26 protein-coding genes are annotated in these 23447 nt (G+C 68.3%); 12 read left to right on the top strand and 14 right to left on the bottom strand.

Annotation, left to right across the window (positions count from 1 at the left end; translation table 11 throughout):
• Positions 1-146: 146 nt before the first annotated feature.
• The 13 genes from AC069T_RS31075 to AC069T_RS31015 all read right to left on the bottom strand — a co-directional run bounded on the left by AC069T_RS31075 (position 147) and on the right by AC069T_RS31015 (position 9872).
• Positions 147-1445, bottom strand: a complete 1299-nt coding sequence (locus tag AC069T_RS31075; RefSeq protein ID WP_478785907.1) for a TrbL/VirB6 family protein — start codon at positions 1443-1445, stop codon at positions 147-149.
• 5 nt (positions 1446-1450) lie between these two features.
• The gene (locus AC069T_RS31070) at positions 1451-1726 is read right to left on the bottom strand and encodes a hypothetical protein (RefSeq protein ID WP_478785906.1); all 276 of its coding nucleotides are present in this window, start codon (positions 1724-1726) and stop codon (positions 1451-1453) included.
• A gap of 2 nt (positions 1727-1728) precedes the next feature.
• Positions 1729-2724 (bottom strand): C40 family peptidase, encoded by a 996-nt coding sequence (locus AC069T_RS31065; protein WP_478785905.1) that lies wholly within the window; start codon positions 2722-2724, stop codon positions 1729-1731.
• A gap of 165 nt (positions 2725-2889) precedes the next feature.
• Positions 2890-4512, bottom strand: coding sequence for an FtsK/SpoIIIE domain-containing protein (locus AC069T_RS31060; RefSeq protein ID WP_478785904.1), 1623 nt, complete (start codon positions 4510-4512; stop codon positions 2890-2892).
• A 229-nt stretch (positions 4513-4741) separates the two neighbouring features.
• On the bottom strand, positions 4742-4882 hold the full coding sequence (locus tag AC069T_RS31055) for a hypothetical protein (RefSeq protein WP_478785903.1): 141 nt from the start codon (positions 4880-4882) through the stop codon (positions 4742-4744).
• A 110-nt stretch (positions 4883-4992) separates the two neighbouring features.
• Entirely contained in the window at positions 4993-6132 is a 1140-nt protein-coding gene (locus AC069T_RS31050; protein ID WP_478785924.1) for a hypothetical protein, read from the bottom strand.
• A gap of 60 nt (positions 6133-6192) precedes the next feature.
• The gene (locus tag AC069T_RS31045; protein WP_478785902.1) at positions 6193-6927 is read right to left on the bottom strand and encodes a hypothetical protein; all 735 of its coding nucleotides are present in this window, start codon (positions 6925-6927) and stop codon (positions 6193-6195) included.
• A gap of 314 nt (positions 6928-7241) precedes the next feature.
• Positions 7242-7433 (bottom strand): DUF5999 family protein, encoded by a 192-nt coding sequence (locus AC069T_RS31040; protein WP_478785923.1) that lies wholly within the window; start codon positions 7431-7433, stop codon positions 7242-7244.
• A 91-nt stretch (positions 7434-7524) separates the two neighbouring features.
• A complete protein-coding gene (locus AC069T_RS31035) occupies positions 7525-7695 on the bottom strand; it encodes a hypothetical protein (RefSeq protein ID WP_478785901.1) in 171 nt (56 codons plus the stop codon).
• A complete protein-coding gene (locus tag AC069T_RS31030; protein WP_478785900.1) occupies positions 7688-7882 on the bottom strand; it encodes a hypothetical protein in 195 nt (64 codons plus the stop codon). Before AC069T_RS31030 ends, AC069T_RS31035 begins: the two co-directional genes overlap by 8 nt.
• 8 nt (positions 7883-7890) lie before the next feature.
• Entirely contained in the window at positions 7891-8259 is a 369-nt protein-coding gene (locus AC069T_RS31025) for a hypothetical protein (RefSeq protein WP_478785899.1), read from the bottom strand.
• A gap of 153 nt (positions 8260-8412) precedes the next feature.
• Complete coding sequence (locus tag AC069T_RS31020; RefSeq protein WP_478785898.1) at positions 8413-8784, bottom strand: hypothetical protein; 372 nt, start codon at positions 8782-8784, stop codon at positions 8413-8415.
• Positions 8785-9125: 341 nt separating this feature from the next.
• Positions 9126-9872: a hypothetical protein gene (locus tag AC069T_RS31015; protein WP_478785897.1), complete on the bottom strand. Its 747-nt coding sequence runs from the start codon at positions 9870-9872 to the stop codon at positions 9126-9128.
• Positions 9873-10234: 362 nt separating this feature from the next.
• Between AC069T_RS31015 and AC069T_RS31010 the strand changes: the two genes are divergently transcribed.
• The 4 genes from AC069T_RS31010 to AC069T_RS30995 are packed head-to-tail and all read left to right on the top strand — an operon-like array spanning position 10235 to position 12880.
• A complete protein-coding gene (locus tag AC069T_RS31010; RefSeq protein WP_478785896.1) occupies positions 10235-11044 on the top strand; it encodes a GntR family transcriptional regulator in 810 nt (269 codons plus the stop codon).
• A gap of 2 nt (positions 11045-11046) precedes the next feature.
• Positions 11047-11820 carry a glycosyltransferase family 2 protein gene (locus AC069T_RS31005; protein WP_478785895.1) on the top strand — a complete coding sequence of 258 codons (774 nt, stop codon included), beginning with the start codon at positions 11047-11049 and terminating at the stop codon, positions 11818-11820.
• Positions 11820-12581 carry a glycosyltransferase gene (locus AC069T_RS31000; protein ID WP_478785894.1) on the top strand — a complete coding sequence of 254 codons (762 nt, stop codon included), beginning with the start codon at positions 11820-11822 and terminating at the stop codon, positions 12579-12581. The genes AC069T_RS31005 and AC069T_RS31000 overlap by 1 nt, the downstream gene beginning before the upstream one ends.
• 56 nt (positions 12582-12637) lie before the next feature.
• A complete protein-coding gene (locus tag AC069T_RS30995; RefSeq protein ID WP_478785893.1) occupies positions 12638-12880 on the top strand; it encodes a hypothetical protein in 243 nt (80 codons plus the stop codon).
• Here AC069T_RS30995 and AC069T_RS30990 read toward each other — a convergent pair.
• On the bottom strand, positions 12865-13620 hold the full coding sequence (locus tag AC069T_RS30990) for a dihydrofolate reductase family protein (protein WP_478785892.1): 756 nt from the start codon (positions 13618-13620) through the stop codon (positions 12865-12867). The two genes, AC069T_RS30995 and AC069T_RS30990, sit on opposite strands and share 16 nt — an antisense overlap.
• Between AC069T_RS30990 and AC069T_RS30985 the strand changes: the two genes are divergently transcribed.
• The 8 genes from AC069T_RS30985 (at position 13600) to AC069T_RS30950 (ending at position 22837) form a co-directional block, all read left to right on the top strand.
• Entirely contained in the window at positions 13600-13854 is a 255-nt protein-coding gene (locus AC069T_RS30985; RefSeq protein WP_478785891.1) for a ferredoxin, read from the top strand. The two genes, AC069T_RS30990 and AC069T_RS30985, sit on opposite strands and share 21 nt — an antisense overlap.
• Before the next feature lie 287 nt (positions 13855-14141).
• Positions 14142-14504 (top strand): hypothetical protein, encoded by a 363-nt coding sequence (locus AC069T_RS30980; RefSeq protein ID WP_478785890.1) that lies wholly within the window; start codon positions 14142-14144, stop codon positions 14502-14504.
• Positions 14505-14506: 2 nt separating this feature from the next.
• Entirely contained in the window at positions 14507-16168 is a 1662-nt protein-coding gene (locus AC069T_RS30975) for a hypothetical protein (protein WP_478785889.1), read from the top strand.
• 84 nt (positions 16169-16252) lie between these two features.
• The gene (dnaB, locus tag AC069T_RS30970) at positions 16253-17629 is read left to right on the top strand and encodes a replicative DNA helicase (RefSeq protein WP_478785888.1); all 1377 of its coding nucleotides are present in this window, start codon (positions 16253-16255) and stop codon (positions 17627-17629) included.
• Between the two features lie 298 nt (positions 17630-17927).
• Entirely contained in the window at positions 17928-20060 is a 2133-nt protein-coding gene (gene tap / locus AC069T_RS30965) for a telomere-associated protein Tap (protein ID WP_478785887.1), read from the top strand.
• A gap of 4 nt (positions 20061-20064) precedes the next feature.
• Complete coding sequence (gene tpg / locus AC069T_RS30960) at positions 20065-20622, top strand: telomere-protecting terminal protein Tpg (protein WP_478785886.1); 558 nt, start codon at positions 20065-20067, stop codon at positions 20620-20622.
• A gap of 268 nt (positions 20623-20890) precedes the next feature.
• A complete protein-coding gene (locus tag AC069T_RS30955) occupies positions 20891-21898 on the top strand; it encodes a DUF6292 family protein (protein WP_478785885.1) in 1008 nt (335 codons plus the stop codon).
• Between the two features lie 555 nt (positions 21899-22453).
• Positions 22454-22837, top strand: a complete 384-nt coding sequence (locus tag AC069T_RS30950) for a DUF3846 domain-containing protein (protein WP_478785884.1) — start codon at positions 22454-22456, stop codon at positions 22835-22837.
• The last annotated feature ends 610 nt before the right edge of the window (positions 22838-23447 follow it).

Genomic DNA, 23447 nt, shown 5'->3' with positions numbered 1-23447 from the left:
CGGGGGAAAAGAAACACAGCATCCCTTCCCCCTGAGGGGGGGGGGTGGGGACGGGGGTGTAGCGGGGGGCCCCCCCCCCCCTCCCCCCCCTCCCCCCCCCCCCCCCCCCCCCCCCCCCCCCCCGGGGCCACATGCGGTCCGGTCTTCTACGGGGTGGCAGGCGGCCGGGTGGGTGCCGGCTGCGGGGACGGTGCGGGAGCAGGCACCGGCCTTGTAGGCGCCGGCCGTGGGCTGCGGGCCGGAGACCCGGAGGTGCGGGGAGACGGCGGAACCGGCTGCCGCCGGACCTCGCCCCGCGCATCCTGTCGGGCCTGCCGGAGCTGCTCGGTACGGTCGGCGTCGTGCTGGACCTTGGCGATGGTCGACGCGGTGGTCAACCGTCCCGGCCTGTCCTTGTGCCGGATCCCGTAGGCCCCGAGCAGCACCCCACGGTCCTGGGATACGGCCCGGCCCGGGGTGTCCACCGTGCGATGACCCCGAGGAACGTTCTCCCTCTCGTACACGGTCGGGGCACCAGCACGCACGACGGCGTGTGCAAGCGGGTTGTCCGTCCTACGCTCCACCGCGTCGCGTGCAGCGCCAGCAATCTTCGGTCCGAAGTAGGGAACTCCGTGGAAGATCATGCGCAGCATGAGCACGTCTGCGGCGACCAGCAGGACAGCGTCCATGACCAGCGACCCCTCAACGAGCTTCACGAACGGTGAGAGGAACAGCAGGGCGAACGGCGTGAACATCAGGCCCAGCAGCCGCTGCGCCCACGCCTTCACCGCGGATGTGTCTCCGTCGCGGGCCAGCGAGGCCAGCACCAACGGGGCCATGCACACGAACGCCAGGATCCCGAGCTGCCGCGTCATGAACACGAGCGCTGCAAACGCCAGGGACACCACGAGCGCCGCGATGATGATCAGCACGGCCAGCGGGTTGGACGCGTCCGCGGCATCGTCCATGTCCTTGCTGATGACGCCGAAGAGCGTGGACTCATCACTGGCGAACATGGTCGTGAACGCGGCTGACACGGCCCTGTTCAGCAGCATCACCGCGCCGGGAATCGACGCCATGCCCGCCACGGCCGCGAGCGTCCATCCCGTGGACGCCCCCAGCTGCCGCAGACGCGGTGCGCCCTGCCAGGCGGTCAGGGCGCACACGACCACGACACAGAGGAAGATCGCGACGGCCAGGTGCTGCCCGAGCCACATGAACTGCTCGTACACCCAGCTGTCTGGCTTCGCCGGCGCCCACGTCTTCCCCGGCGCCACCAGCTTCCGCAGCGTCATGATCAGGCTGTCCGCGAGATCTTTGACGTTGTGCACGGCACCGTCGGTGACGCCGTCGGTGACGCCGCCTCCGCCCCCTGTGCCGGGGGGGCTGCCGGATGAGTCGTCCCGGGTGCAGTATTCGTATCCGGGGGTGCCTTTGAGGGCGTCGCAGGGGTCTTTGTCTGCCATGCGGGTCAGCCCTTGGCCTGGGTGACGGTGGAGAACAGGGTGTCGCCGTACAGCGCCAGGACCACGGCGACGAAGAGGGTGCCGAGCGCCATCGACCCCTTGCGCAGGGCGCCCTTGGGGTCGCCGGAGAGCTGGAAGAGCATGCGCAGGGCGATGATGGCGATCACGGCGGCAATCGCCTTGGTGACCATGCCGCCCGCGCTGAGGCCGATGGTGTCGAAGAAGTCCTGGAAGCCCTTGGACAGGTCCTGGGGCTTGGCGAGGGTGACGGAAGCACGCATTTTCAGATCTCCTTGCTGTTGTGGGATGCGGGACGGCCGACGGCGAATAGGTCGCGCATCGTGTCCAGGGGGGAATAGCGGACTTCGGTACCGGGGCGGGGGGCGTCGATCATCCAGCCGCCTCCGATGTAAATGCCGACGTGGTGAATGCTGCTGGCGCTGGCGCCGTAGAACACCAGATCGCCGGGCCGCATTTGTCCTGGCTTTACCGGTTCGGATGCGGCGTACTGCTGGGCCGCCGTGCGCGGCAGAGTGATTCCGGCTTTCGCGTAGGCGTACAGGGTGAGTCCGGAGCAGTCGAAACCGCGAATACTTGATCCGGACCGTCCCCGAGGCGAGCAGCAGGTTCCCGCGCTTGGGCCACTGGCGTTTCCGCCACCCCACGAATAGGGGGTGCCGATCACGCCTTTTGCCGCAGCGATAGCGGCAGCGGCCTGTGTTGTGCTGGCGGTTTTTCCGCCGCTGGCCGGTTTGTTAGCGAGTGCTGTGATGGAGCGTACGTAGTTCTGTGTTTCCTTGTACGGGGGAACGCCCCCGTATTTGCGCACGGCGCCGCTGCCCGCGTTGTAGGCGGCCAGCATGTTGCTCTGCTTGTTGCCGGGGACGTCTTTGACATCCCCGGCGATGGTGCAGAGGTATTTGGCGGACGAGGGGATGGCGTCCTCGGGGTCGAAGACGTTCCGTTTACCGTCGCCGTTTCCGTCGATCCCGTGTTTCTCCCAGGTGGACGGCATGAATTGGGCGATGCCCTGCGCGCCGACCGGTGACCGGGCTTTGGGATTGAAACCGGATTCTTGGGTCAGGAGCGCGGCGAGCAGGTTCGGTGTGACCTCGGGGCAGGTGTTTCCCGCCTTTTCGATCAGCGCCCTGTACTGGGCGGGGACGGACATGCTGAGCGCCGTGCCTATGGGGTTGTCGCCGGCGGTCTGTACGAGTGCGGCCGCGATGACGGCCGCGGTCGCCCCGATGCCGATCGTGGCGGCTACAGAGGCTCGCAACGCGGATTCCCTCCCTCATGGGTTTTTGATCATCTGGGCTGGTCAAGACCGTCATCGGGGACCGTCTGGGGACCGTCATGGCACTGGCACGCGTGAGGCGGCATGTCGGTGCCATGACGGTGGATGACGGTCCTGTGTCGGTGGCCTGTCGGTGCCTCGTGACGGTCACGAGCCGGACTTGGCGGCCTTGATGAGGTCGGCCAGGAGGTAGCCGCGGCCCTTCGCGTTGCGGCCTGCGGATACGCCGAGCAAGTTGTTCAGTTGCTTTCCGCGCTCGGTGGCATCTTCCTCGTGGATTCCGAGGGCGGGCGCCAGTTCGGCCGTGGTCATGAAGTCGACTTTCTTACTCCGCATCAGGGCGATTGCCTGAGTGATCGGGGAGGTGGGGGCGGCTTCGATGGCCTGGTTTTGGCGGTCCACCACTTCGTCAACAACGCCCCATACGAACGGGTCCTCGAAGTTGAATCCGCGGAGCAGTGTGGAGCGGCCCTGGGTGAACAGAACGGCCTGTCCCTTGATTGCCGGGTCCAGGAGGGCCGGGTTGATCGGGGCGACTGTCTCGAAGTAGGTGTCACCGAGAGCAACCTTGGCCGTTCCGGACGATGCCACATAGAGGCACAGCCGGTAGAGGAACTGGTCACGGACCATGACGGGAATTGCGTTTGTGGCCGGGCGCTGCGTCATAAGGATCGTGGAGATCCCCGATTCCAGGGACTTCGCGACCAGCGATCGTGTCTTTTCGGCGATCCTTCGGGCGTCCTCCTTTCCTTCCTTTGATTCGTCGCTGGCGAAGAAGTCGGCTGCCTCATCCACGATGAAGATGACCGGCTTGAACTTCGGCAGCGGCTTCCGGTCCTGAACGGCCTTTTTCATTTCGGCGTACCGCTTGTCTGAGCGGTCGTTAAGTTCGTCCACGATGTTCTCGTAGACGGCCGGATCGTCAGACGATTCGTAGCGATAGGCGACTTTCTCGAACCGGGTGAGTCCGCAGAACTTTCCGTCCAGCAGATAAAGCTCGAAGTCGCCGTAACCGATGAGCAGGCAGGTAATGAGCCCGTTGATGAGGGTGGTTTTGCCCATCTGGGTCATGCCTGCGACCAGCAGGGATGCCTTGTCGAACGTGGGCACACCGGCGAGCTGGCCGGTGACGTCGTGCCCGAGCGGCACGCCCGCGAACGCTTCGATCTCCTGCCGGGTCGGGGCCGGGAAAGGTTGCGTGAACGGCGGTTCGTGCAGCTTGAGGAGCTGGACGCGCCGCTCGTTGTCCCGGCTGCGCTCCATCTTCATGTGCAGGCGGGTCACGCCGAAGACGCCGGCCACGTTGCCCAGGCGCTTCTCGACATCCTCGTAGGTGCGCCCTTCGGGCACGAGGAAGTCGTAGAGGGTGCCCTTGCCCGGCGCTGGCACTGTGTCGATCGTGACCTCGTCAGCGCGGATGATTTCGTCCTTGCTGATGACCCCGGCCTTCGCCAGCGCCGGCGTCAGTTGCGGATGGGGTACGGCGGCCTCGTCTTCGCCGGTGACGGCGGTGGCGGGCGCTTCCTGCTGCAGGGCCGTAGCGGGCTGCGTCTCGCCCGCGAGCAGGCGTTTCACGCTTGCGCTCAGCTTCCAGGCCGCGTAGCCGAGGGCTACCAGCACTCCAGCGGTGAGCAGGACGGTGGCCGGCCAGGACAGTCCGAGCTTGTCCTTGATGGCGGCCAGGATGCCGAACGTGATGGCCAGGGCGCCGATGCCTCCGGCGAGTTGCCCGTAGGCGTCGTCGCTGACCTGCTGGTTCTTCTTTCCCACACCTCCCCCTTCTGTGATCTTGGGCATGAGATTTTAATCGCACGCGGGTTTGATTTCTTCGGGCTTTCGGTGCTCGCCGGGTCTGCTCCCTGGGTCTGCGAACGCGGTGTTCGCTCGCCAGGTCACTCGCCGGGTCTGCACCGGTCGACTGCGTGCTGTTTCCGGCAGTCGCAGCAAGGGCCAGCCCGCGGTTTGCGGGCTGGCCCTCACTGGTGGTGCCGGACGGTGGTCAGTCGAGGAGGTCGTCTTCGGTGAGTCCGCCGGGGCAGGGGTGGACGGTGACGCCGTCGGTGGACACGATCACCGTGTCCGCACCGCTCTCGCTCTTCTCGGTGACGACGTAGCCGTCCTCACTGGTCTTGTCGGTCATGAAGGTTCCTCTTTCGCTCGTGCTGCTGATGGGAGTCGCTGTCGGCGCCGTGTCCCTGCGGGACGGGTGCAGATGCGCCCCTTGTGCCTGCGGTGAAGGGGGCGGGAGTCTCAGGCGTTGGTGTCCTCGGACTCGTCTTCGCTGCCCTCGGGGGTGTCGGCGTCGTCGCTCTGGCGGGCGCTGGTGCCGTGTTCCTTGGCCATGAGTGCGGTGAAGGCGTTGCGGATGCGTGCCTCACTGCCGACGAAGCCGAGCGCGCGGTAGGTGTCGCGGGCCTGGCGGTAGGAGTCCGGCGGGTTCTTGCGGTAGCGCAGGTGGCGCAGGACGACGTCCAGCTGCTCATCGCTCAGCGGCTCGCCGGGCTTGGGGGCCGGCACACCCGCCACGGCGGCGAGTTCGGCACACGCGGCGTATGCCGCTTCGTGTGCCGGGTCCTTGTCCGGTGTGCCGTCGGGTGTGCCGGTTCCTTCCGGCAGGGCCCTGGCCTGCGTGCCGTCCGTGCCGTCGGGTGTGCCGGGCAGGGCCAGGGTAGCGGGCGTCCATGTGCCGAGGTCGGGAAGCTGGATCGCGGCCACGGAGGCGGGCAGCGCCTTCTCCGCGATCGTCTTCTCGGTGTCCACGGCCTGCTGGTGCAGCGTGTCGACCATGGTCTGCTGCGTCTTGAGCTTGGACTTGCGGTAATCCCGCTCGGCCTCGGCGACCTTCTCTTCCAGCGCGGTGGCCAGAGCCAGCAGCTCGATGCGGTGGGCGGCTTCGGCCTCCATCTCCTCCAGCTGGTCGGCCACCGTCTGGCGCTTGGCCTCGATGCGCTGCCGGGTGCCGGCCGACACCTTGCGCCCGAGCGAGGGCATCGCCAGCCACCAGGCGCCCTTGGTCGCGACGATGGCGAGCGGAGTGATGACGAAGGCCAGGTCGAAGTGGCTGGAGTCGGCGATCAGATGCGCGGTGGGGATGGCTGCGTTGACCGCGGTGAGGGCCAGACCAGCGACCTGCACTCGCCAAGCGCGGCGCCGGTTGTTGCCCGCGAGGATCTCGGTGGCCTGGAAGACGACCCACAGTGCGTCCAGGGCGCCGACGGTGGGCACCGCCCACACGCCGAAGCGGGGCTCGAGGATGTCGTAGCTGACGGCCACCGACAGGATGGCCACTCCGAGGGTGATGACCCCCAGGACCGCGAGCACCATCCCGCGCGGGGACGGCCACTGCCGGCGGCCTGCGTCGCTCTCGCGGGGAGAGTCGCTCTTGAACATGTTGCGCACGAGAGGTCCTTCCTTGTGTGCTGCTGAGAGGTAGGGGGCGGCGGGGGCTGGTCAGCCGGTGGTCGTGCCGGACAGGCGGCTGACCTTGGCCAGGTGGTCTTCCTGCTCCCGGATGCGGCAGGCGACGTCCTCCGTCAGCGAGTTGCTGTAGTAGCCCCCGAAGGCGTCCCCGATGTGCCAGCTGCTGGCCTCGCGGTATCCGGCGGCCGTCAGCGCCTGGTCGTGGCCCAGGTCGGCGTACAGGTGCTGGGCGTGGACCCGGGCGATGTCCCGCGCCCTGTCCTCGAAGGCGTCAGCGGCAGCGCGGGTGCGGTCCTGGGCGTCGATGAGGCGGGAGACCGCGGCCGGCCATTCCCGGGCCGCCTCGGGCTGACGCAGGTACGCGTACGCCGACTCCAGCGCCTTGGCCTCGCGTTCGTAGGCCCGCCAGCGCTCCGGCGCGTCCTTGACGACGGCCTTTAAGGCGGCGACGTAGGCGGCGTCCTTCCACTTCTCGTCGGCCGCCTCGTAGATGTCGCTGAGGATGGTGTCGGCGGCCCTGCGCAGACGCTGCTCTGCCGGATCTACCGTCTTCACTCCGTAGTGCAGCCGGGGGTCGTCGTAGTAGCCGGCGGGAATGCTGGGGCGTTCCTCGCGGCCGGTGAAGGGCGCGAAGGTGAAGCGCAGGCCCCAGCCGGACGGGCGCGGTTCGACCTTCTGCAGGCTGGACGGCAGATAGGGGGCGAGCCGGTTGAAGATCTCAGCCTGTTCGTCGCTGTTGATCGTGGTGGTGTGTCCAAAAGGCATGGCGGGGGCTCCTTGACGGGAAGTCGGGGGCTGCTCGATGGCAGCGGCCGGGACCGGACGGGGGGCATTGCGTGCCGTCGAAAACGGGGCCGGCGCCTTGGGCGGCAGCGCGGATGCGTCCAGCGGCACGCGTAACGGCGGGAGACGGGACACGGCGGAGAACCTCCGTGATCGGGTTGTGGCTGCGCGGCTGCGCGGCTCCCCTGGACACCGCCCGGACCGACCGCCGCTTGGGGGCGCGGGGGTTGGGCCGGGCGGGTCAGGCAGCCGACAGAGGTGGCGGTGTCAGGCTGGGACAGTGGCTTGGGGGCAGGTCAGGCCACGACGGCGAGGTGCCGGTGCGGCTCGATGATCTGGCCGTCGGGGAGCAGCTCGCCTCGGTCGTCGAACAAGACGACGGCGTTACACAAAACTGACCAGCCCTGCTCCGGCTGGGCGGCCACGACGTGCGCGGCTTCCCGGTCCGGGCTGTCGGCGGCCGGGCAGCGCGGGGTGTGCCTGCACAGGGAGTCCGGCAGACGCTGCGCCGTGCCGGAGGTGTCGAGCGCGGGGGTGACGGTGCTCGAAGCCATGGGCTTCTCCTCTGACTTTTTGGGGTCAGCGCTTCTTCTGGCGCTGGAGGTAGGCGTCTTGCAAGCGCGCGAACGTCTCGTACAGAGGCGCGCCGGTCTTGCAGTGCGTGCGGTCGGTGCAGGTGGTGCAGCCGCTCTTGTGTGCGCGCCAGGTGCGGTCGGCGGCGAGGTAGCGGGTGTAGAGGTCGTCAGCCACGCGGGGCCGGGCCTTTCGTGCCGGGATGAATGTCGTGGACGTGGTGGCCGGCCTCCCAGGCCGCGGTCGCGGCCACTGCGGCGGCAGCCAGCAGCAGCCGGGCCCACGGATGGGAGGGGCCGACGGTGCGGGCGGCCCGGGCGGCGCGGTGCTGCGCCGTACGGGCCGCCCGTATGAGGTGCGCCATGCAGCCGGTCAGCGGCCGATGGTGGCGCAGGCCGCGCACGTGTAGGCGGTGGCCGGAGCGGGCCCGTTGCCGGTGACGCCGAACCACTGGCCGCACGTGTCGCACTGCCAGCCACCGGACCCGGTCACCGGGACGATGACGGTGGCGGTGGTGGGCTGAGGGCTAGCCTGCTCGCCGCAGCGGCAGCGCCAGTACCCGCACAGTCCGCACGCGTCATCGGCCATGCGGGCCTGCATGTCCCCGAGGGTGCGCGGGGCGCGTCGCTCCCAGGGGATGCGGGCGTCCTGCTCGCGCACCATCCGCAGCAGGTACTCGCCCAGGCGGCGTTCGGCATCGGTACGGACCGGGACTGCCGATCGGGAACGCGGGCGTGTCATGATCTCGGGCACAGGGACTCCCAGGGTTCCTGTATGGACAGCCCCGGAGCTCTCACCTTCCGGGGCTGTCGCCGTCTGGCTGGCCGGACGGTCAGCCACGGCCCGCCTCCCACCCCCGCGCGAACGGGGTGGGAGAGGGACCGTGGCGGATCGTCAGGCAGCCGCGGTGTAGGCCCGCTTGGCGGGACGGACCAGGTAGTCGTTGGACGTCCACACCGTCCCGACCACGAACGGGATCCCGTCGGGGCGCAGGGTGTCGCGAACGATGAGCGCCCACTGCGCGCAGTCGCGGCGCAGCATCTGCTGCGCCTCTGCCGGGTCGGTGATGAGCGCCAGGACCTCGAAACGGCCGTCCACGTTCTGGTAGATCGCGCCCGCGTGCCGGGGCCCGATCTCGGCAGCGATCGTCCGCTGAGGGTGGGGGCGGCCGGTGGAAGGGGCGGGCTGGCGCCCGTCCCGCTCGTGCGGCGTCGGCCGCTGCGAGAGCTGAGGGAGAGCGGCGAAGGGGGATGCGATGCTGGGCATGCAGGTCGGGCCTTTCGTGAGGGTGGCCTGCGACAAGAACCCCCAGGGGCGCATTCCCTGGGGGTTCGTCGCGTTCGGGCCCCACCGCAGCCGGCGGGGAGTGCGTCCTGCGCACTCCGACGTCGACCAGGCCCGCGCGGGAGCGGGTCGGTCGGCGGCGGGCAGCGCAGGCTGCGATCAGTCCGTCTGGTCGGCGTCGCTGTCATCCGGCTCGGCCATGAACTGCGCGAACTCCTGCTGGTCCATGGCTTCGTAGCGGGCGCACATCTCCTCAAGGGTTTCGTCGTCCATGCGTTCTCCATTCACTGGCCGTGGTCATTCGTGGTGTCCCGGCGCTGGGATCAGGCAGTCGCGGTCCGGGCGACGAAGCCCTCGCGCGTCATGTGGACCGTCGGGACCTGGCGAACCGTGCGGTACAGGTCGGGGCGCGTGCTGCGCATCTGCTCCTGGGCAAGGCCGGACGTTCGAGCGGCGAGCCGACGGCCCGCCTCACACTGCGTCTTCGTCTTGCACCGTGAGCAGTTGGCGCGGTGCTGCTGCAGTGCAGTGCGCAGCTGGCCGTACATCTCGGGAACCTCGGTCTGGGTGATGCGGCGGATCAGCTTGCGCAGCTCGATCACTCGGGCGCAGCGCCCGAGTCGGCACTGCGAGCAGTCGTCTTGGAGGTGCTCGGCAAGCTGCTCGCGCGGGCCGCGGGCAGCAGCGTTCATCTGCGCGGTCGCAGGTGCAGGCTGGGGGCGCGGCTTGCGGACGGGGTTGGTGGTACGTCGGCTGGACGCCGTGCTCTCAGCGGTGAGCAGCCGCTCGGTCCACTGCTCGACGGTCATGTCGACCTCGATGCGCTGCGCGCTGCCGGGGCAGCGGCGCCCGTTCAACGGCTTGGACTTGACGGGAGCGTCGCGGTAGCGGCGGCCTTCGGGCTTCGGCTGGGCAACGCCGTCCCGGTGGGGGTGAATCATCGACCGGGTCAGGCGGTGCCAGGTGCTGCAGTCGGGGCAGACGACCATGCGGGGCTCGCCCTCGCGGAGGTTGAGGTGCTCGGGACGAAGGGTGCTGGCCTTGATGGGGGCGCGGCCGTTGTGGCGCATTGAGTGACTCCCAGGGGTGGCGATTGCGTTCTCCTTCAGTCAGGAGTCGGGCGGGCCCGAACTTCCTGACCGGCGGGCAGCGCAATAGCTGCGGGTGGCTCATCGGGCTGTGGCTCCAAGGGACCGCGTCGAACTCGTCACCAAGGCCGGCATGTAAGCCGGACAGCCAGACGTATGAAGTTGTTTGCAAAATCCAAGGCGGTGCCGAACGGAGATCGCCCCGCATCCGCTACCTTCCTAGGAAGGTTGACGAGACAGAGCGTCGCAGACGTAGAGGTGATCGTCAAGACCTTCCTAGGAAAGTCTTTCGTGCTTCCTAGGAAGGTCTTGCTTCGGAGCGTCTGATCTGGGAAGGTCAAGTCATGAGCAGGAGATCATCGAGCGCCGACACCGGCGCGGTCCGCCTTGAGGCGGAGCTACATGCGGCCATCGCACGGGGGGACCTACGCCCGGGTGATCTCGTGCCGACTACTGCCGAACTCGCGGCCACCTATGGCGTCAACAAGAACACAGTGAGCAAGGTGGTGGCTGGACTCAAGTCCTCTGGAGTTCTGGCCGGGCCAGCGGGAGGGCGGACTCGCGTCCGTGTCCAGCCTCGCCAGGTAGCCCGCAGCAATGATCGGTATCACGAGGAAAAGGCTCGTGTGTTGCTGTCAGAGGCAGAGCGCGGGTGTTATGGAGTTGCAGAGGCTGATACTGGCCAGTCAGTCCGTGACCTGCATGAGGACCTCTACCACTACGAGGTGGTGGACGGCCCTGCGGATGTGAGGTCGATTCTTGAGGTCGGCGACGAAGGCAAAGTGCTTAAGCGGACATACACTCGCAGGCACGCTGCTGGTGCGGGTGTCAGCATGTCTATCAGCTACCTGGCTTATGACCTGGTTAGCCAGAATCCCGACCTGCTGGAGCCGCGGCGTGAGCCCTGGCCTGGCGGCACCATGCACCAGCTGTACACCGTGGGGGTGGAGTTGGGGCGTATAGACGATCACATCAGCGCGTCGATGCCTACGCCTGAGGAGCAACAGCGCTTCGACATCCCAACCGGCGTGCCCATCTTCCGTATCAGAAAGATCAGTTACGGAATCGATGGCCACGCAGTTGAGGTGGCCGACATCCCCCTGCCAGCCGACCGCGCGGAGCTGATCTACCGCACTCCGCTGGAGCGGTGGTAGGGGTGCCTGTCATCAGTGTTGTCACCCCCGTGCGCTCCGACGCTGACGCCACGCTGCTCATGGAGGCATTCGCGTCGGTTGCCGCACAGGAACTTCCCTCTGGATGGTCATGGGAGTGGATCGTCCAGCAGGACGGTCGCTTTGGAACGCCAGTCCGGTGTCTGCCCAGCGATCCACGAATCCGGGTTGGCCGCGGCCGCCAGGGTGGCGCTGGTGTCGCCAGGACACTAGGCCTGGCCCGCGCGCAAGGGGAGATCGTCCGTGCTTTGGATGCGGATGACCTCCTTACTGAAGGTGCGCTCGCACGCGATATTCAGACCCTTCACGAGCACCCTGAAGTCGCATGGTGTATCTCAAGTTGTCTCGACCTGTTGCCAGATGGGCAGTTGGTGCCTGGCCCTTATGACCCGCCCGAAGGGCCCCTCACTTTGCAGTACCTGCGAGCGGCGTTTGATGCTGACGCTTTTCCAGTAGTGGGCACGCATCTCGCGGTTCGTACCCCTTTGCTGAGAGCGTTGGGCGGGTGGCCGGCCTTTACGGCGCTGGAGGCGCTCGCCTTGGTGATGTTCTGTGCTTCGGTCTCACCGGGACGGATGATCACGTGTCCTGGAGGGGTGTATCGCAAGCACCTTGCGCAGACGACAGCTGGCGCAGACTACTGGGAGGTTGAGGAGTTCGGCGCCCTGCGTATGGCCATTACGTCCCGTGTGGAAGCTCTACAGTCGCAGGCATGGCAGTGGGTCCTGCCAATGATCGACGCGAAGGAGTATCAGTAATGAAAGTCCTTTCGCTTATCACCCCAGTGCACGCGGCTGGGACTGAGTATCTCGCCAGTGCACACGCTTCGCTGGCTGCTCAGCAGCTCCCGGCCGGGTGGGACTGGGAATGGCTCGTGCAGGAGGACGGCGAGAACGTAGAGGCGTCGCGCCGGCTTCCGGACGACCCGCGCATTCACGTATCGCAGTCCCGGCGTGGCGGACCGCACGTTGCACGGACAGTTGCGCTGGGCCGTAGTGGGGGTGAGCTGATCAAGACGTTCGATGCAGATGACGTGCTGACGCCTGGCGTCCTCGCCAGGGACATCGCAGTTCTCAGCGATCACCATGACGTCGGCTGGACCACCTCGTCGGTCCTGGACATGCTTCCTGATGGGGCGCTGATCTCGTTTGCGGGAGACCCCGCATCTGGACGCATTCCCAGTGGGTCGGTACTCGAGCACTGGGAACTACATATGCGCCCTCAGGTACACCCTGCGACGCTGTGTGCGCGCCGGTCCTGGGTCACGGCCCTGGGCGGGTGGATGGCTCTGCCGGCCTCAGGAGACACCGGTCTGCTGCTGGGCCTAGATGCCATTGGCGACGGCTACTTCATCCCGCATGCGGGACTGCACTACCGCAAGCACGAAGGCCAGATCACCGCTCATGCTCAGCACGCCCAGGGTGAGGAGTGGCAGGCCCGCATGCAGATTATCGGTGAGCGGGCGAGATCTTTGAAGGCTCTGTTGTCCAACCAAGCTTCTGCGGAGGTAAAAGCGTGACCATGGAAAGCGACCCTCGGTGGTCCCCTGAGGTCCGGACGGATATCAAGATGGCGATGAACGCTGTCATCCGAGAGGCCGCCGACATCGTGGAGCGCCGCAGCAACGCCGGTCGATGGCTCCCGCCCGGAGAGACAGATGAGTTGGGGACCAATTCGGCCCTTTGCATGGCGGCGCGAATCTGGGTTCTGGACAAGCTGGAGGCACAGATCAAGGAGGCTCGGCAGGTTCTCGACCGCGTGGAGGCTGCCTGCCGTGCACAGTCAGGTGTCGTATCTCGACCTCAGGACGAAAGCTGATGCCGGTATCGCGTGAACAGGAAACTCTCATCTTCCAACAGGGAGACGAGCCGCCAATTACTCACAGCTTCATCAGCCAGGAAGATACGCGACGCCTCCCCGCAGACAGTTCTCGGGGAAACCGTAAGACATATCTCGTTAAGGAAACGGGCGCTTTGCACTTGCCCCAGAAGGTTGGGGCCGCCCTCTACCAAGACAGATTTGAATCCTTTTCCTTCCAGGACCTCCAGAAGTCGAGAGAAGGAGACGGATCTTTCGCCAGCCTCAATGACCTCGACGCCCTGCGTCTCGATTCGTTGTCGAGTGTCAGCGGGTGCGTTACGCGTGGTAATGACCACCGTCTCCGCGCCCGCGACCGGGAGGTTTTCCAGAAGCGCCGGGGGGAGATCCAGTCGGGCGCTGACCACAGCCATGGAAGCAGCAGCTGGTCGACCAAGCGCGGTGCGCCCCTCAGCAAGGTATGGGTGCGGTTCTACCGGGCCGTAGAACTCACTTCGGGCCGTGCGCGCCCCCACTACGATCACGTCAGCCAGCGCGCGTGTGACAGCGAACAGAGCCGCATCAACTGCATTGCCCAACCCGCCAGACCGACCAGCCACGGACGAGGCCCCGTCCAGCGAGCTGATCATGTTCGCTCGGACCCAGAGTCCCTTGGGAACGGCATACTCCTGCGCGAGCCAACAGGCTCGCGCCCTGGGATCAACTGGAACCTGTTCGGGATGGGGCAACAGACGGCGCATAGCAGCCAGTGTTTCAAGCAGAGTCAGTATGAGGGAGCGAAGTTCATGAAGGTATCCATCGACAGGAACCTCTGCTACGGCGCAGCAGACTGCGTGCACAGGGCGTCTGACGTCTTCCAACTTATCGATGGCCTCGGGGCAGTCCTCCCTGGTCGGGAGAATGCTGGCGCCGATCCACGCGTCGACAAGGCGGCTGACGAATGTCCGTCGCAAGCCATCCGGATCACGCCGTAGGCGCGGTCATCTCACTCAGCACCACAAAAGGAACCTGATGCGCAGCCGCCCGCCATGACGAAGGGGCTCCGTCGCCACAACGGAGCCCCTTCCAAAGTCCGACTCAACCGAGAGCTGAGAACTCTTGAGTCGTGTCCGGTGAGGTGACCTCGCCGGGGTGATGCCCGTAGACCCGAGGGCCTGCGCAGTCACCTATACCCAGAGTATGCGCAGGAGATTGCGCAACGCCACTACTCCGGGCCCCTGAGAGGTCACACTCGCTGGTCGCGGCTCCCCGACCTGGGGAGATGACCCAGTTGCACAGCCAGCACTACCCGCTCGACTCGTCTCCATCTGACGACTTTGACTTCGGGGACGACACTCTCTTCACCGTTGCCTACGAGCCGCCGGCCGAGGGCGGTATCCGCATCACGTATGAAGAGTTCTCGCTGTGTGGGCCGGAGCCGCTGCGCCTGGTGGTGCTGCTGGCCTTCCGGGCCTGCGAGCAGGACGGGCGCCCCCGTCACGCGGACGCGCTCTGGTCGGGCCTGGCCGAACGGGCGATGCGCGGCGATGACGGGCTGCCGGTCCGTCTGGCTGACGTACGTCGCGCTTTGGACTTCTTGCTCGCCGAAGGCCTCGTCACGCTGGACTCGGACGGTGTCCAGTGAAGATGACTGACGCGGAGTTCTCGTCTTCGACGATTCAGCGGGCCTGGGAGCCCCCTGAGGAGGTCGTCGTCCCCTACGCCCTTGCGCATCACCCGGTGTTGCAGCCGGAGGACTACGGGGTTTTGATCCGGCTGCTGCTGCGGGACCCGGGCAAGCCCGCTGCGACGGTGAAGCTGGCTGCGGAGTTCCAGGCGTCGGGCTGGAAGATGGGCGCTTCCCGACTGCGGGGGGTGATGGCCCGCCTGAAGAAGGCCGGCCACGTCCGGCATGCCCAGGACGGCTACGACCCCGCCACAGGGCGCCCTGCGTGGGCCTTTGCGGTCTACCGCAACCCCGCCAACAACCCTGATCACGTGAGCAACGATGCAGACGCTGCGTCGCAGGTCAGAGCGATGCGTTGGAATCCAACCGATCGGGCCCCCGGCTCCCGTTCCGATGCGTTGAATTCCAACATCTGTGCAGGTCAGAGCGATCGGTTGGATTCCAACGCATCGGAATCCGATCGATCGGATTCCGATGCGTTGGAATCCAACGTCTGTGCAGGTCAGAGGGATCGGTTGAAATCCAACGTGTCGGCGGTCCTCCCCCCCACTCCCCCCCTCTCTAGGGAGGAGGAGGATTCCTCCTCCCTGAAGGGTTCCTCCACTGCGGCAGGCGGGGTGCCTGAGCTGGATGAGGCAGCAGTGCGGAAGGCAGGCGAGTTCCTCGCGTTGCTGCCGGGCCGCTGGGCCTGCGGCCGCAAGACGGCCGGGCGGCTGGCACCACTGCTCGCGGAAGCAGTTGCCGCGCAGGGCTGGGCGCTGGGTCCGGCGCTGGTTGCGCAGCTGACACGCCGCACCCGCGGCAAGGTGGACACGGCTGCCGTCTTGCAGGAGCGGATCGAAGATCTGCCGCTGTACCTGGCGAGCCGGGCCCCCGTGCCGGGGGAGATCCGCGACCGAAGCATGGCCTTGGGGCAGCAGCTGCCGTTCGACGGTGCAGCCGCGCACCCGGGGGAAGCACCCGCACGCGCTTCAGCACCCCCGAAGCCGGCGCGGGCAAGGTGCGACGTTTCCGATGAGCAGGTGGCGCAGGCCCGGTCCCTGTTGCTGTCGCTGACGGCCCCCTGGCATGTGGGGCCCGCAGACGCCGATCGTCTGGCGCCGCTGCTCGCCAGCACCGCGCTCGAGCGCGGCTGGTCCTTCGGTGAAGAGCTCCGCCAGCAGCTGATGTCGAATCCGGGTGGCGGCAGCAACTACCTGTGGCTGTTGGAGCACAAGCGGATCGCGGCACTGCCCCTGCGCACGCGCAAGCCCGCTGCGGGGCGTCCGGCGGCACCGGCCGGGATGTGTGAGAGGCATCCGGGCTTCCGTGAGGACGATTGCGGCCCTTGCATCAAGGCCGCCCGTGGAGCGGCTCGCGCCGCCGCTGTCCCGCCGGGCGCGAACACAGCGCCTGCTCCCGGCGAGGGCGCGGGGAAGGAAGCGGGCCCGGGCGAACCGGGGGAGTTCGAGGTGCCGGCTGATGTGGTGGCCTACGTCAAAGGGCTCGCGGCCGGGGCCGACGCCGCTGATGCCGCGCGCGGTGAGCGGCCACGGCTCACCGTCGAACAGCGCCGGCTGGTGGCGGAAGATCAGGAGCAGGCCCGCCGCCACGAGGCACACAACGCCGTTTTGAACGCTTGATCAGACAAAAGTGCGGGCCGACCCCTGCCAGGGCGGCCCGCGCGGCACCCATCCACAGTTTCAGCCACCGATTCAGGAGTGCACATGACCACAGTACCGAGCAGCCGGACCGGCGAGAACTGGGCCGATGAGCCCACCCGTGCCGCGCACGACGTGGCTGCGGAGCGTTCCGCCCTCGGGGCGGCGATCTTGTCCAAGGACGCCATCGGTGACATCTCCGAGGCCCTGGAACCGCTCAAGGGCGCCGCGTTCTACCTGCCCGTGCACGAGACAATCTGGAACACGATCACCGCGATGTACGCGAAGGGAACCGACGTCACGCTGATCAGCCTCGGGCATCAGCTGACCATGGACGGCGAACTGGCCCGCGTCGGCGGCGACGTCTACCTGTCCCAGCTCATCGAGTCCTGCCCGAGCACCACGCTCGCCGTCCACGACGCAGAGATCGTCCTGGACCGGGCCAAACTGCGCCGCCTGCAGCAGACCGGCACCGAGATCGCGCAGATGGCCGCAGCCGGCGAAGGTGACGCCGACGAAATCCTGGACAACGCCTCGAAGGCGCTGGCTCAGGTCACCCAGGCCACCACCAGCGCCGGCACCGGCTACACCGCTATGGACGATCTCTTCCCGGACGTCATTGATGAAATCCAGGCCATCCAACACGGCGGCACGGAACAGGGCATCCCGACCGGTTTCACCGACCTGGACAACCTCACCAACGGCTTCCTGCCCGGGCAGATGATCGTGGTCGCCGCTCGCCCCGCCATGGGCAAGAGCACCCTGGCCATCGACTTCGTCCGTGCCGCCTCCATCAAACACCGTCTCAGCTCCGCGGTGTTCAGCCTGGAGATGAGCAAGAGCGAACTCGGTATGCGCATCCTGTCCGCTGAAGCACGCGTGGGCCTGCACCACCTGCGCGGCGGCACCACAACCGCCGAGGACTGGACGCGCATCGCCAACGTCAGCGACCAGATCCGCACCGCCCCCATGGTCATCAGCGACGAGCAGGTCAACACCCTCACCCAGATCAAGGCCCTGTGCCGTCGCATCCAGCAGAACCGCGGCCTGGACCTGGTCGTCATCGACTACATCCAGCTGCTCGAAAGCGGCGGCCGCCGCGCAGAAAGCCGCCAGCAGGAAGTCAGCGACATCTCCCGCAGCATCAAGCTCCTGGCCAAGGAACTGCAGGTTCCCGTCATCGCCCTGTCCCAGCTCAACCGCGGGCCCGAACAGCGAACCGACAAGAAGCCGCTCGTGTCCGACCTGCGCGAGTCCGGCTCCATCGAGCAGGACGCAGACATGGTGATCCTGCTCCACCGCGAAGACGCCTACGAAAAGGAGACGCCCCGCGCCGGCGAGGCCGATCTCATCGTGGCCAAGCACCGCAACGGACCCACCGCCACCGTCACGGTCGCCTTCCAGGGCCACTACAGCCGTTTCGTGGACATGCAGCAGACGTGAGCTAGCGGAGAGATCGCCGTAGCGGGGCGTGAGGGCCTCCTGCGGCGTCGATCTTCGCGGCCTGGGCGTAGATCCGCTTGGGGCCGGAGATCGGTGCTCAGCGGCCCCTGTAGTCGATCACGGGCGCACCCGTGGGCGGGGCCTTGAGTGCGCAAGCTGCAGGGCGCGGCGCGCCAGCCCACCTCGCCCGTCAACCCCGATCGGGCAAGAAAGCCAGATCGGGTTAAGTGAATTCTTCGACAAGGGTAAATCGAGGGCTAAAGGCTGCTAGCGTGAGGGCAGGAGAGGAGATCTGCGCATGCCATCCGAGGAAGAACTGTTTGCGTCGGTCGACGCGTTGCTGGCTGAGGAGCCGCAGCTCCCGCCGCCGGCGGAACGTGCCCGCCTGCGTGAGGCCGCCGGGATCACCCAGGCGCGTCTCGCAACCACACTGCGCACGACGACCCAGAGTGTGAAGAACTGGGAGAACGGGCGTTCCGAGCCGCGCCCGCCCCGGCTGGAGGCGTACCAGCGGCTGCTGAACGGGTGGGCGGCGAAGTTCCCCGCGCACGGCACCCCCCTCACCCCGAGCGTTCCCGCAGCGCCGGAACCCGCGCTCGCTCCGCAGCCGACGACACCCGAGACCTTCACCGACCCGGCCGCACCCGCACCGAAGGCGCCTGCGCCGGTAGAGGCTCCCGCCGCCCCGGCCGTACCCGAGCGGCCGGCTGCGCGCCCGGCGACGTCCTCACGGCGCCCGGCGAAGAAGGCCGCCATGCCCGCGACCGACCCGCGCTTCCCACACGGCCCGCTCGCCGTCCTCGATGGCGACGGCTCCGCGTACGGCGTCGACGGCATCGTCCTCGACTGCCCGGCCACCACCGTGCCGGAGTTGGTGGAGTGGACGCTGCGCGAGTCCGGCCTCGGTGCGCCGCGTCTGCACCGCAACGGCAAGGACTCCGACCCGCTGATCGTCCTCACCGCCGCGGCCGCCGTGACGCTCGGGCTGCCCGAGCGCCTGGAGGGACACGAGCAGCGCCGCTCCCTGCGCCTGCCCGAGGACCACCCGGTCGTCAAGCAGGTGGCGAAGGCCAAGTGGAAGCTCACGCAGCGCGGGTTCGGCCCGTGGGCACGGATCTACCGCAAGGCACAGGGGCGTGAGCGGCAGTGCGTGCAGCTGGCGATCCTGTCCTGGGACGCGCTCGATGAGCGGTCCTGGCCCGGCGTTGCGGAGATGGAGCCGGCCGACATCGCCCGCGTGCTGGGCGTGTACGCCCAGCGGGTCATCACCCCGCGCGGCTCCACCGCCGTCTCCGGGCTGGAGTTGATGACGGCGCTGCGCCCGCCCACTAAGGCTGTGCAGGACCCGCAGAGCGGGAACTGGGTCCCCGGCCACAACCCCGGCTCGCTGGGGACAGAGCCGATGGACCCGGCGCCGCCGGAAGCCACCGCCGAACACCCCGTCGTCGTGAACTCCGCCTGGACGGGCGGATTCCTCAACGAAGAGGCGTACCAGTGGGTGCGCGACGTCGACCTGCTGAGCGATGAGGAGTGCGTGCTGCCCTTCGCCGTCGGCCTGGACCTCAACACCGCGTTCCTCGCCGCCGCGGCCCGCCTGGTCGTCGGCCTCAGCGCGCCCGACCACTTCCACGCTCCGGCGTTCAACCCGAAGATCCCTGGCTCTTGGCTGGTCGACCTCTCGCACATCGAGGTGGACCCGCGCCTGCCCAGCCCGTTCACCCCGGACGGCACCCGCCCGACCGGGCCTGCCTGGTATCAGACGCACACCGTCGCCTACGCCCAGGAGCTCGGCTACAACGTCGCTCCGGTCGAGGCGTACCTGCGCCGGGAGACCGGCGCGTACCTGGACCCGTGGCACGACCGCCTCAAGACCGCCTACGTCGACACCCTCGCCGACCTCGGCGTCACGAAGGACCTGGACGACCGCGCCTTCCTCGCGGCGATGGAGCAGCACAAGCAGGTCGACCCGGCCCTGGCCGCCGTCCTGTCCGCGATCAAGGCCACGGTGAAGGGCGGCATCGGGAAGCTGCGCGAGCGCCCGCAGGGCAAGTCCTACAAGCAGGGCGAGCCGTGGCCGGCTCTTCAGCGGCCGACGTGGCGCCCCGACATCCGCGCCGCCGTCATCAGCAAGGCGCGGGTCAACATGCACCGCAAGCTGTTCAAGATGGCGCAGATGACGGGTCTGTACCCGCTTGCTGTGCTGTCCGACTGCGTCGTCTACCCCTCGCCGGGGGAGAGCCCGCTGGACTTCCTCCCCTACGCCGCCTCGGGCAAGCCGCAGCCGGGCGGGTTCCGTCTCGGGCCCACCCCGGGCCTGGCGAAGCTGGAGGGCGTCCAGTCGATGCTGTGGGCGGTCGACCTGATGGAGCAGGGCCTCAACCCGGCACGCCACATCAAGGGCGGCGACGCCGTCCTGGACGAAGGGGAGTAGGACCGTGGGGGAGATCGATGACGCCATCGAGCGGGCCGACCGCGAGGCGTTCACCAAGGACCCGCCCAAGACCCTCAAGGGCCAGATCGGCTACCTGATCAAGCAGCTCGGCAGCGCGAAAGCCGTCGCGGCAGAGCTCGGAGTCACCGCCGACTCCGTCAACCGCTACCGCCGCGGCGCCCGCAAGCACGCCCGCGCCGACGTCGCCGCAAAGATCGACGACGCCGTACGGCAGCGGTGGCAGCCGCTGGTGCGCAAGCGCCGGCAGCGCCAGGCCGCCACCGCGGGCGGGATCACCGTGGAGACAAGGGCCCGGTTCGGCTACACCGCAGCCGTCGGCACGACCGACGACGGACGGTTCCGGCGACTGACCGTGCATCTCCCCCCGGCCTACGCACAGCGCCTCTTCGACGCCCGCGACGCCGGGGCAAGCGACCAGCAGATGCGCGGAATCATCGCCGAAGGATTCAAAGAAGTGTATTTCCAGGACGGCGGAGTTCGCGCTCAGGGACTGTCGGACGTCGAAATCAACGACATTGATTACCTGGATCTCGACTACTGATTTTTTCGAAGCCTTATCCGAGCGAATATCGGCAGTGGCGTGCAGGAATCAGTGAGAGCCTTCGAGGCCGTCTGTGCCCAGTGGAATGCGAAGTGGCCGGCACCCTCAGTCCGCCAAGGCGGGTGGCACGGGTGCCGGCCTCCCAAGACACCGCCCAGGGGGCGCTGCTCGAGTAGCAGCCTACCGTGATCCCGCTCGCCGGTAGTAAAAACCTGTACCGTTTTCTTGACGATGACTGTTCGGTGATGCGCCGGACGTGGAGGAGCAGATGATCCGTGCCGGACGCCAGCACCTGGTGCGCACCCTCGCCGACATTGCCGCGCAGCAGGGCCTCGCCCTGCAGACCCTCCTCAACTCCGGCCGACACACGGCACCCGGCTTTCCCGCCCCGCTGAACGCCGGCCGGACGCGGCTATACGACGGCGAGCAGGTCGACGCCTACCTCGCCGGCCGCCCCGTCCCCTCGCTGCCAGCAGCCGACGACGACGATGACCTCCTGGACCGTCAGGAAGCCGCCGCACTGCGAGAGATGCCCCCGCAGATGTGGGACCGCCGCAAGAACGACCCGGCCGTACGCGAGCACCTGGTGCTCGTGGGCGGAGTCGAGCACTGGCCCCGCCGCGTCGTACGCGACCACACCCCCACCCCCCGCCGGCACGCCAGCAGCGGAGGGGGGCGCCCGGCCGGCGCGGGGGACCAAGTCCCCCGCGATGAACTCCCCGCGCGCGTCGCCCAGCTCCTGGACCACAACCCCGCCCTGACCGCAGCCGACGTCGCCGACCAGCTGGGCGTGCACCGCAACACGGCACAGGCCGCCCTGATCCACTGCCGCGCGGAGCGAATGGCCGACATCATGGAGCAGCGCGGGATGACGCCCGCACAAGCCGCCTCCGCACTCGGCTACCCAGCCGCCCAGACCCGGCGCGCGAGCGTACGAGCCGCAACCATCCTGCGCGGCCGCCACGCCCGCCCCTACCTCGCCGCCGTCGCTCACGCCCTGCACGAGCGCGGGTGGATCACCACCGACACCCCGCCGCCCGTCCAGCACCCAGACGACGACACCTGCGTCGCCACCCTCACCCTGGATACGCCCACAGCACCCGCCCCTGCTCTGGTGTGGTCCGAGCAGCACGGCTGGCGCACCGCCACCTCCCGCCGGCATCCATTGGGCAGGGGCGCAGCATGGCCCCCACCCGGCCCCGGGGTACGCCACCTGGCCAGCGGCACCACCCCCACCCCCGGCGACCTCGTCAACGCCCTCCACGGCACCGACTGACTCCTTTCATCCCCACCCGCGCCGACACGGGCAACTCTCACGATGGACACCAGCTCGCGGCGTAGCAGGGCGCAGCGCGGCACCCAGGAAAGGGCCTTCCCCAGTCGGGAGCAGCGGGCCGGGGCCTGGCCGCCGTCCCGCCGGGGGCGTGTCCGGGGTGCTGCGCACCCCGGACCGCGCGCTACGCGCGCTCACGCCGGGTGGCGCCAGGACGCCGGTCGCTGCGCGCCCGGACGCGCGCTGCGCACGCTCGCCCAGCCCCCACCCTCGCCGGGCTCGCTGCGCGGCCTTACGGCGAGCCCGCCCGGTCCCGGGGCAGATGCTGCGCACTGCCCCGCCGCCTTCGGCGTCCAGGCGGGCAGGATCCCCACCGCTCCGCGGTGTGGATCGGCGGCACGACAACCGGGCCCCGGCCCGCTGCTCCATATGGTTTGACCTGCAAAAACATCCCCGCACAGGCTGCATCGGTAGCTAAATTTCGATACACTTTTCTTGTTGGTCGGCAGTGGCAGTCGATCAACACCCAAGATCCGTACGCCCTGAGAGGGGACACCCATGTCCGCAGCTGGATTCGCACTCGTCATCCGCCCTGACGCCTCGTTCAACATCATCGAATGGCCCGGCGACTGCACTGCCAACCTCAACACCCTCTACGTCGAAATCAACTGCACGTGCATTGAGGTCGTAGACCTCTCCCGCCAGGTGTCCATGTGGCTGGACGAAGACGGAATCCACAAGGGAGCCCCCGTCAACAGGTGGGCCACCATCATCTACGCCGCCACCGCACCCGTTCACCAGCGGTACCACGGCACCGCCGTATTCACCGGCGGCACCGACACCCGAGGCGACACCACCGGACTCACCCGCGACCGCTGCACCGCGCTTCTCGAACTCGCCGGAATCGAAATCCCGGCATTCCCGCACCAGCGCACCAACTAAAACCCCCCGGCGGGGTGGGGGGGGGGGGGGGGGGCCCCCCCCCCCCCCCCCCCCCCCCCCCCCCCCCCCCCCGACGGCGTGCCCGCCCCCCGGGCGGGGGCGGCGCCGAGTCTGGCCGCGTTTCCGGCCGCAGGGCGGGGGCAGGTCGATGCCTCCGCGGCTGCGGCGCGGCGCCCGGCCACCGGGGCGGGGTGGCTCCCACGCCTGCGCCGTGCCCGGCGCCTGCGGCGCGCCCGCACCCTGGGCAGGGCAGGGCGGCGCCCGCTGAGGTTGTCGCGCGCCCGGCCGCCGGGCGGGGTGGCACCCACGCCTGCGCCGTACCCGGCGCCTGCCACGCGCCGCCCTTCCGGGCGAGGTGGCTCACACGCCTGTCGCGTATCCGGTCCCGGCAGGGCGGCTCCCCCGCCTGTGCCGTACCCGGCGTCTGCCGCGTTTCCGGCCCCCGGGCAGCGTGGCTCGTACGCCTGCGCCGTGCCCGGCGCCTGCGGCGTCTGCCGCGTATCCGGTCCCGGCAGGCGGCTCCCGCGTATCCGGCCCGAGGGAGGACGAGGCGACGCTCGCCGCGCCTGCTGCGCGCCGGGTCCCCGGGCGGGGTGGCTCCCACGCCCGT

This window comes from Streptomyces sp. NPDC043867 (genome assembly GCF_056435845.1).
This window is presented reverse-complemented; position numbering and strand designations above follow the sequence as displayed.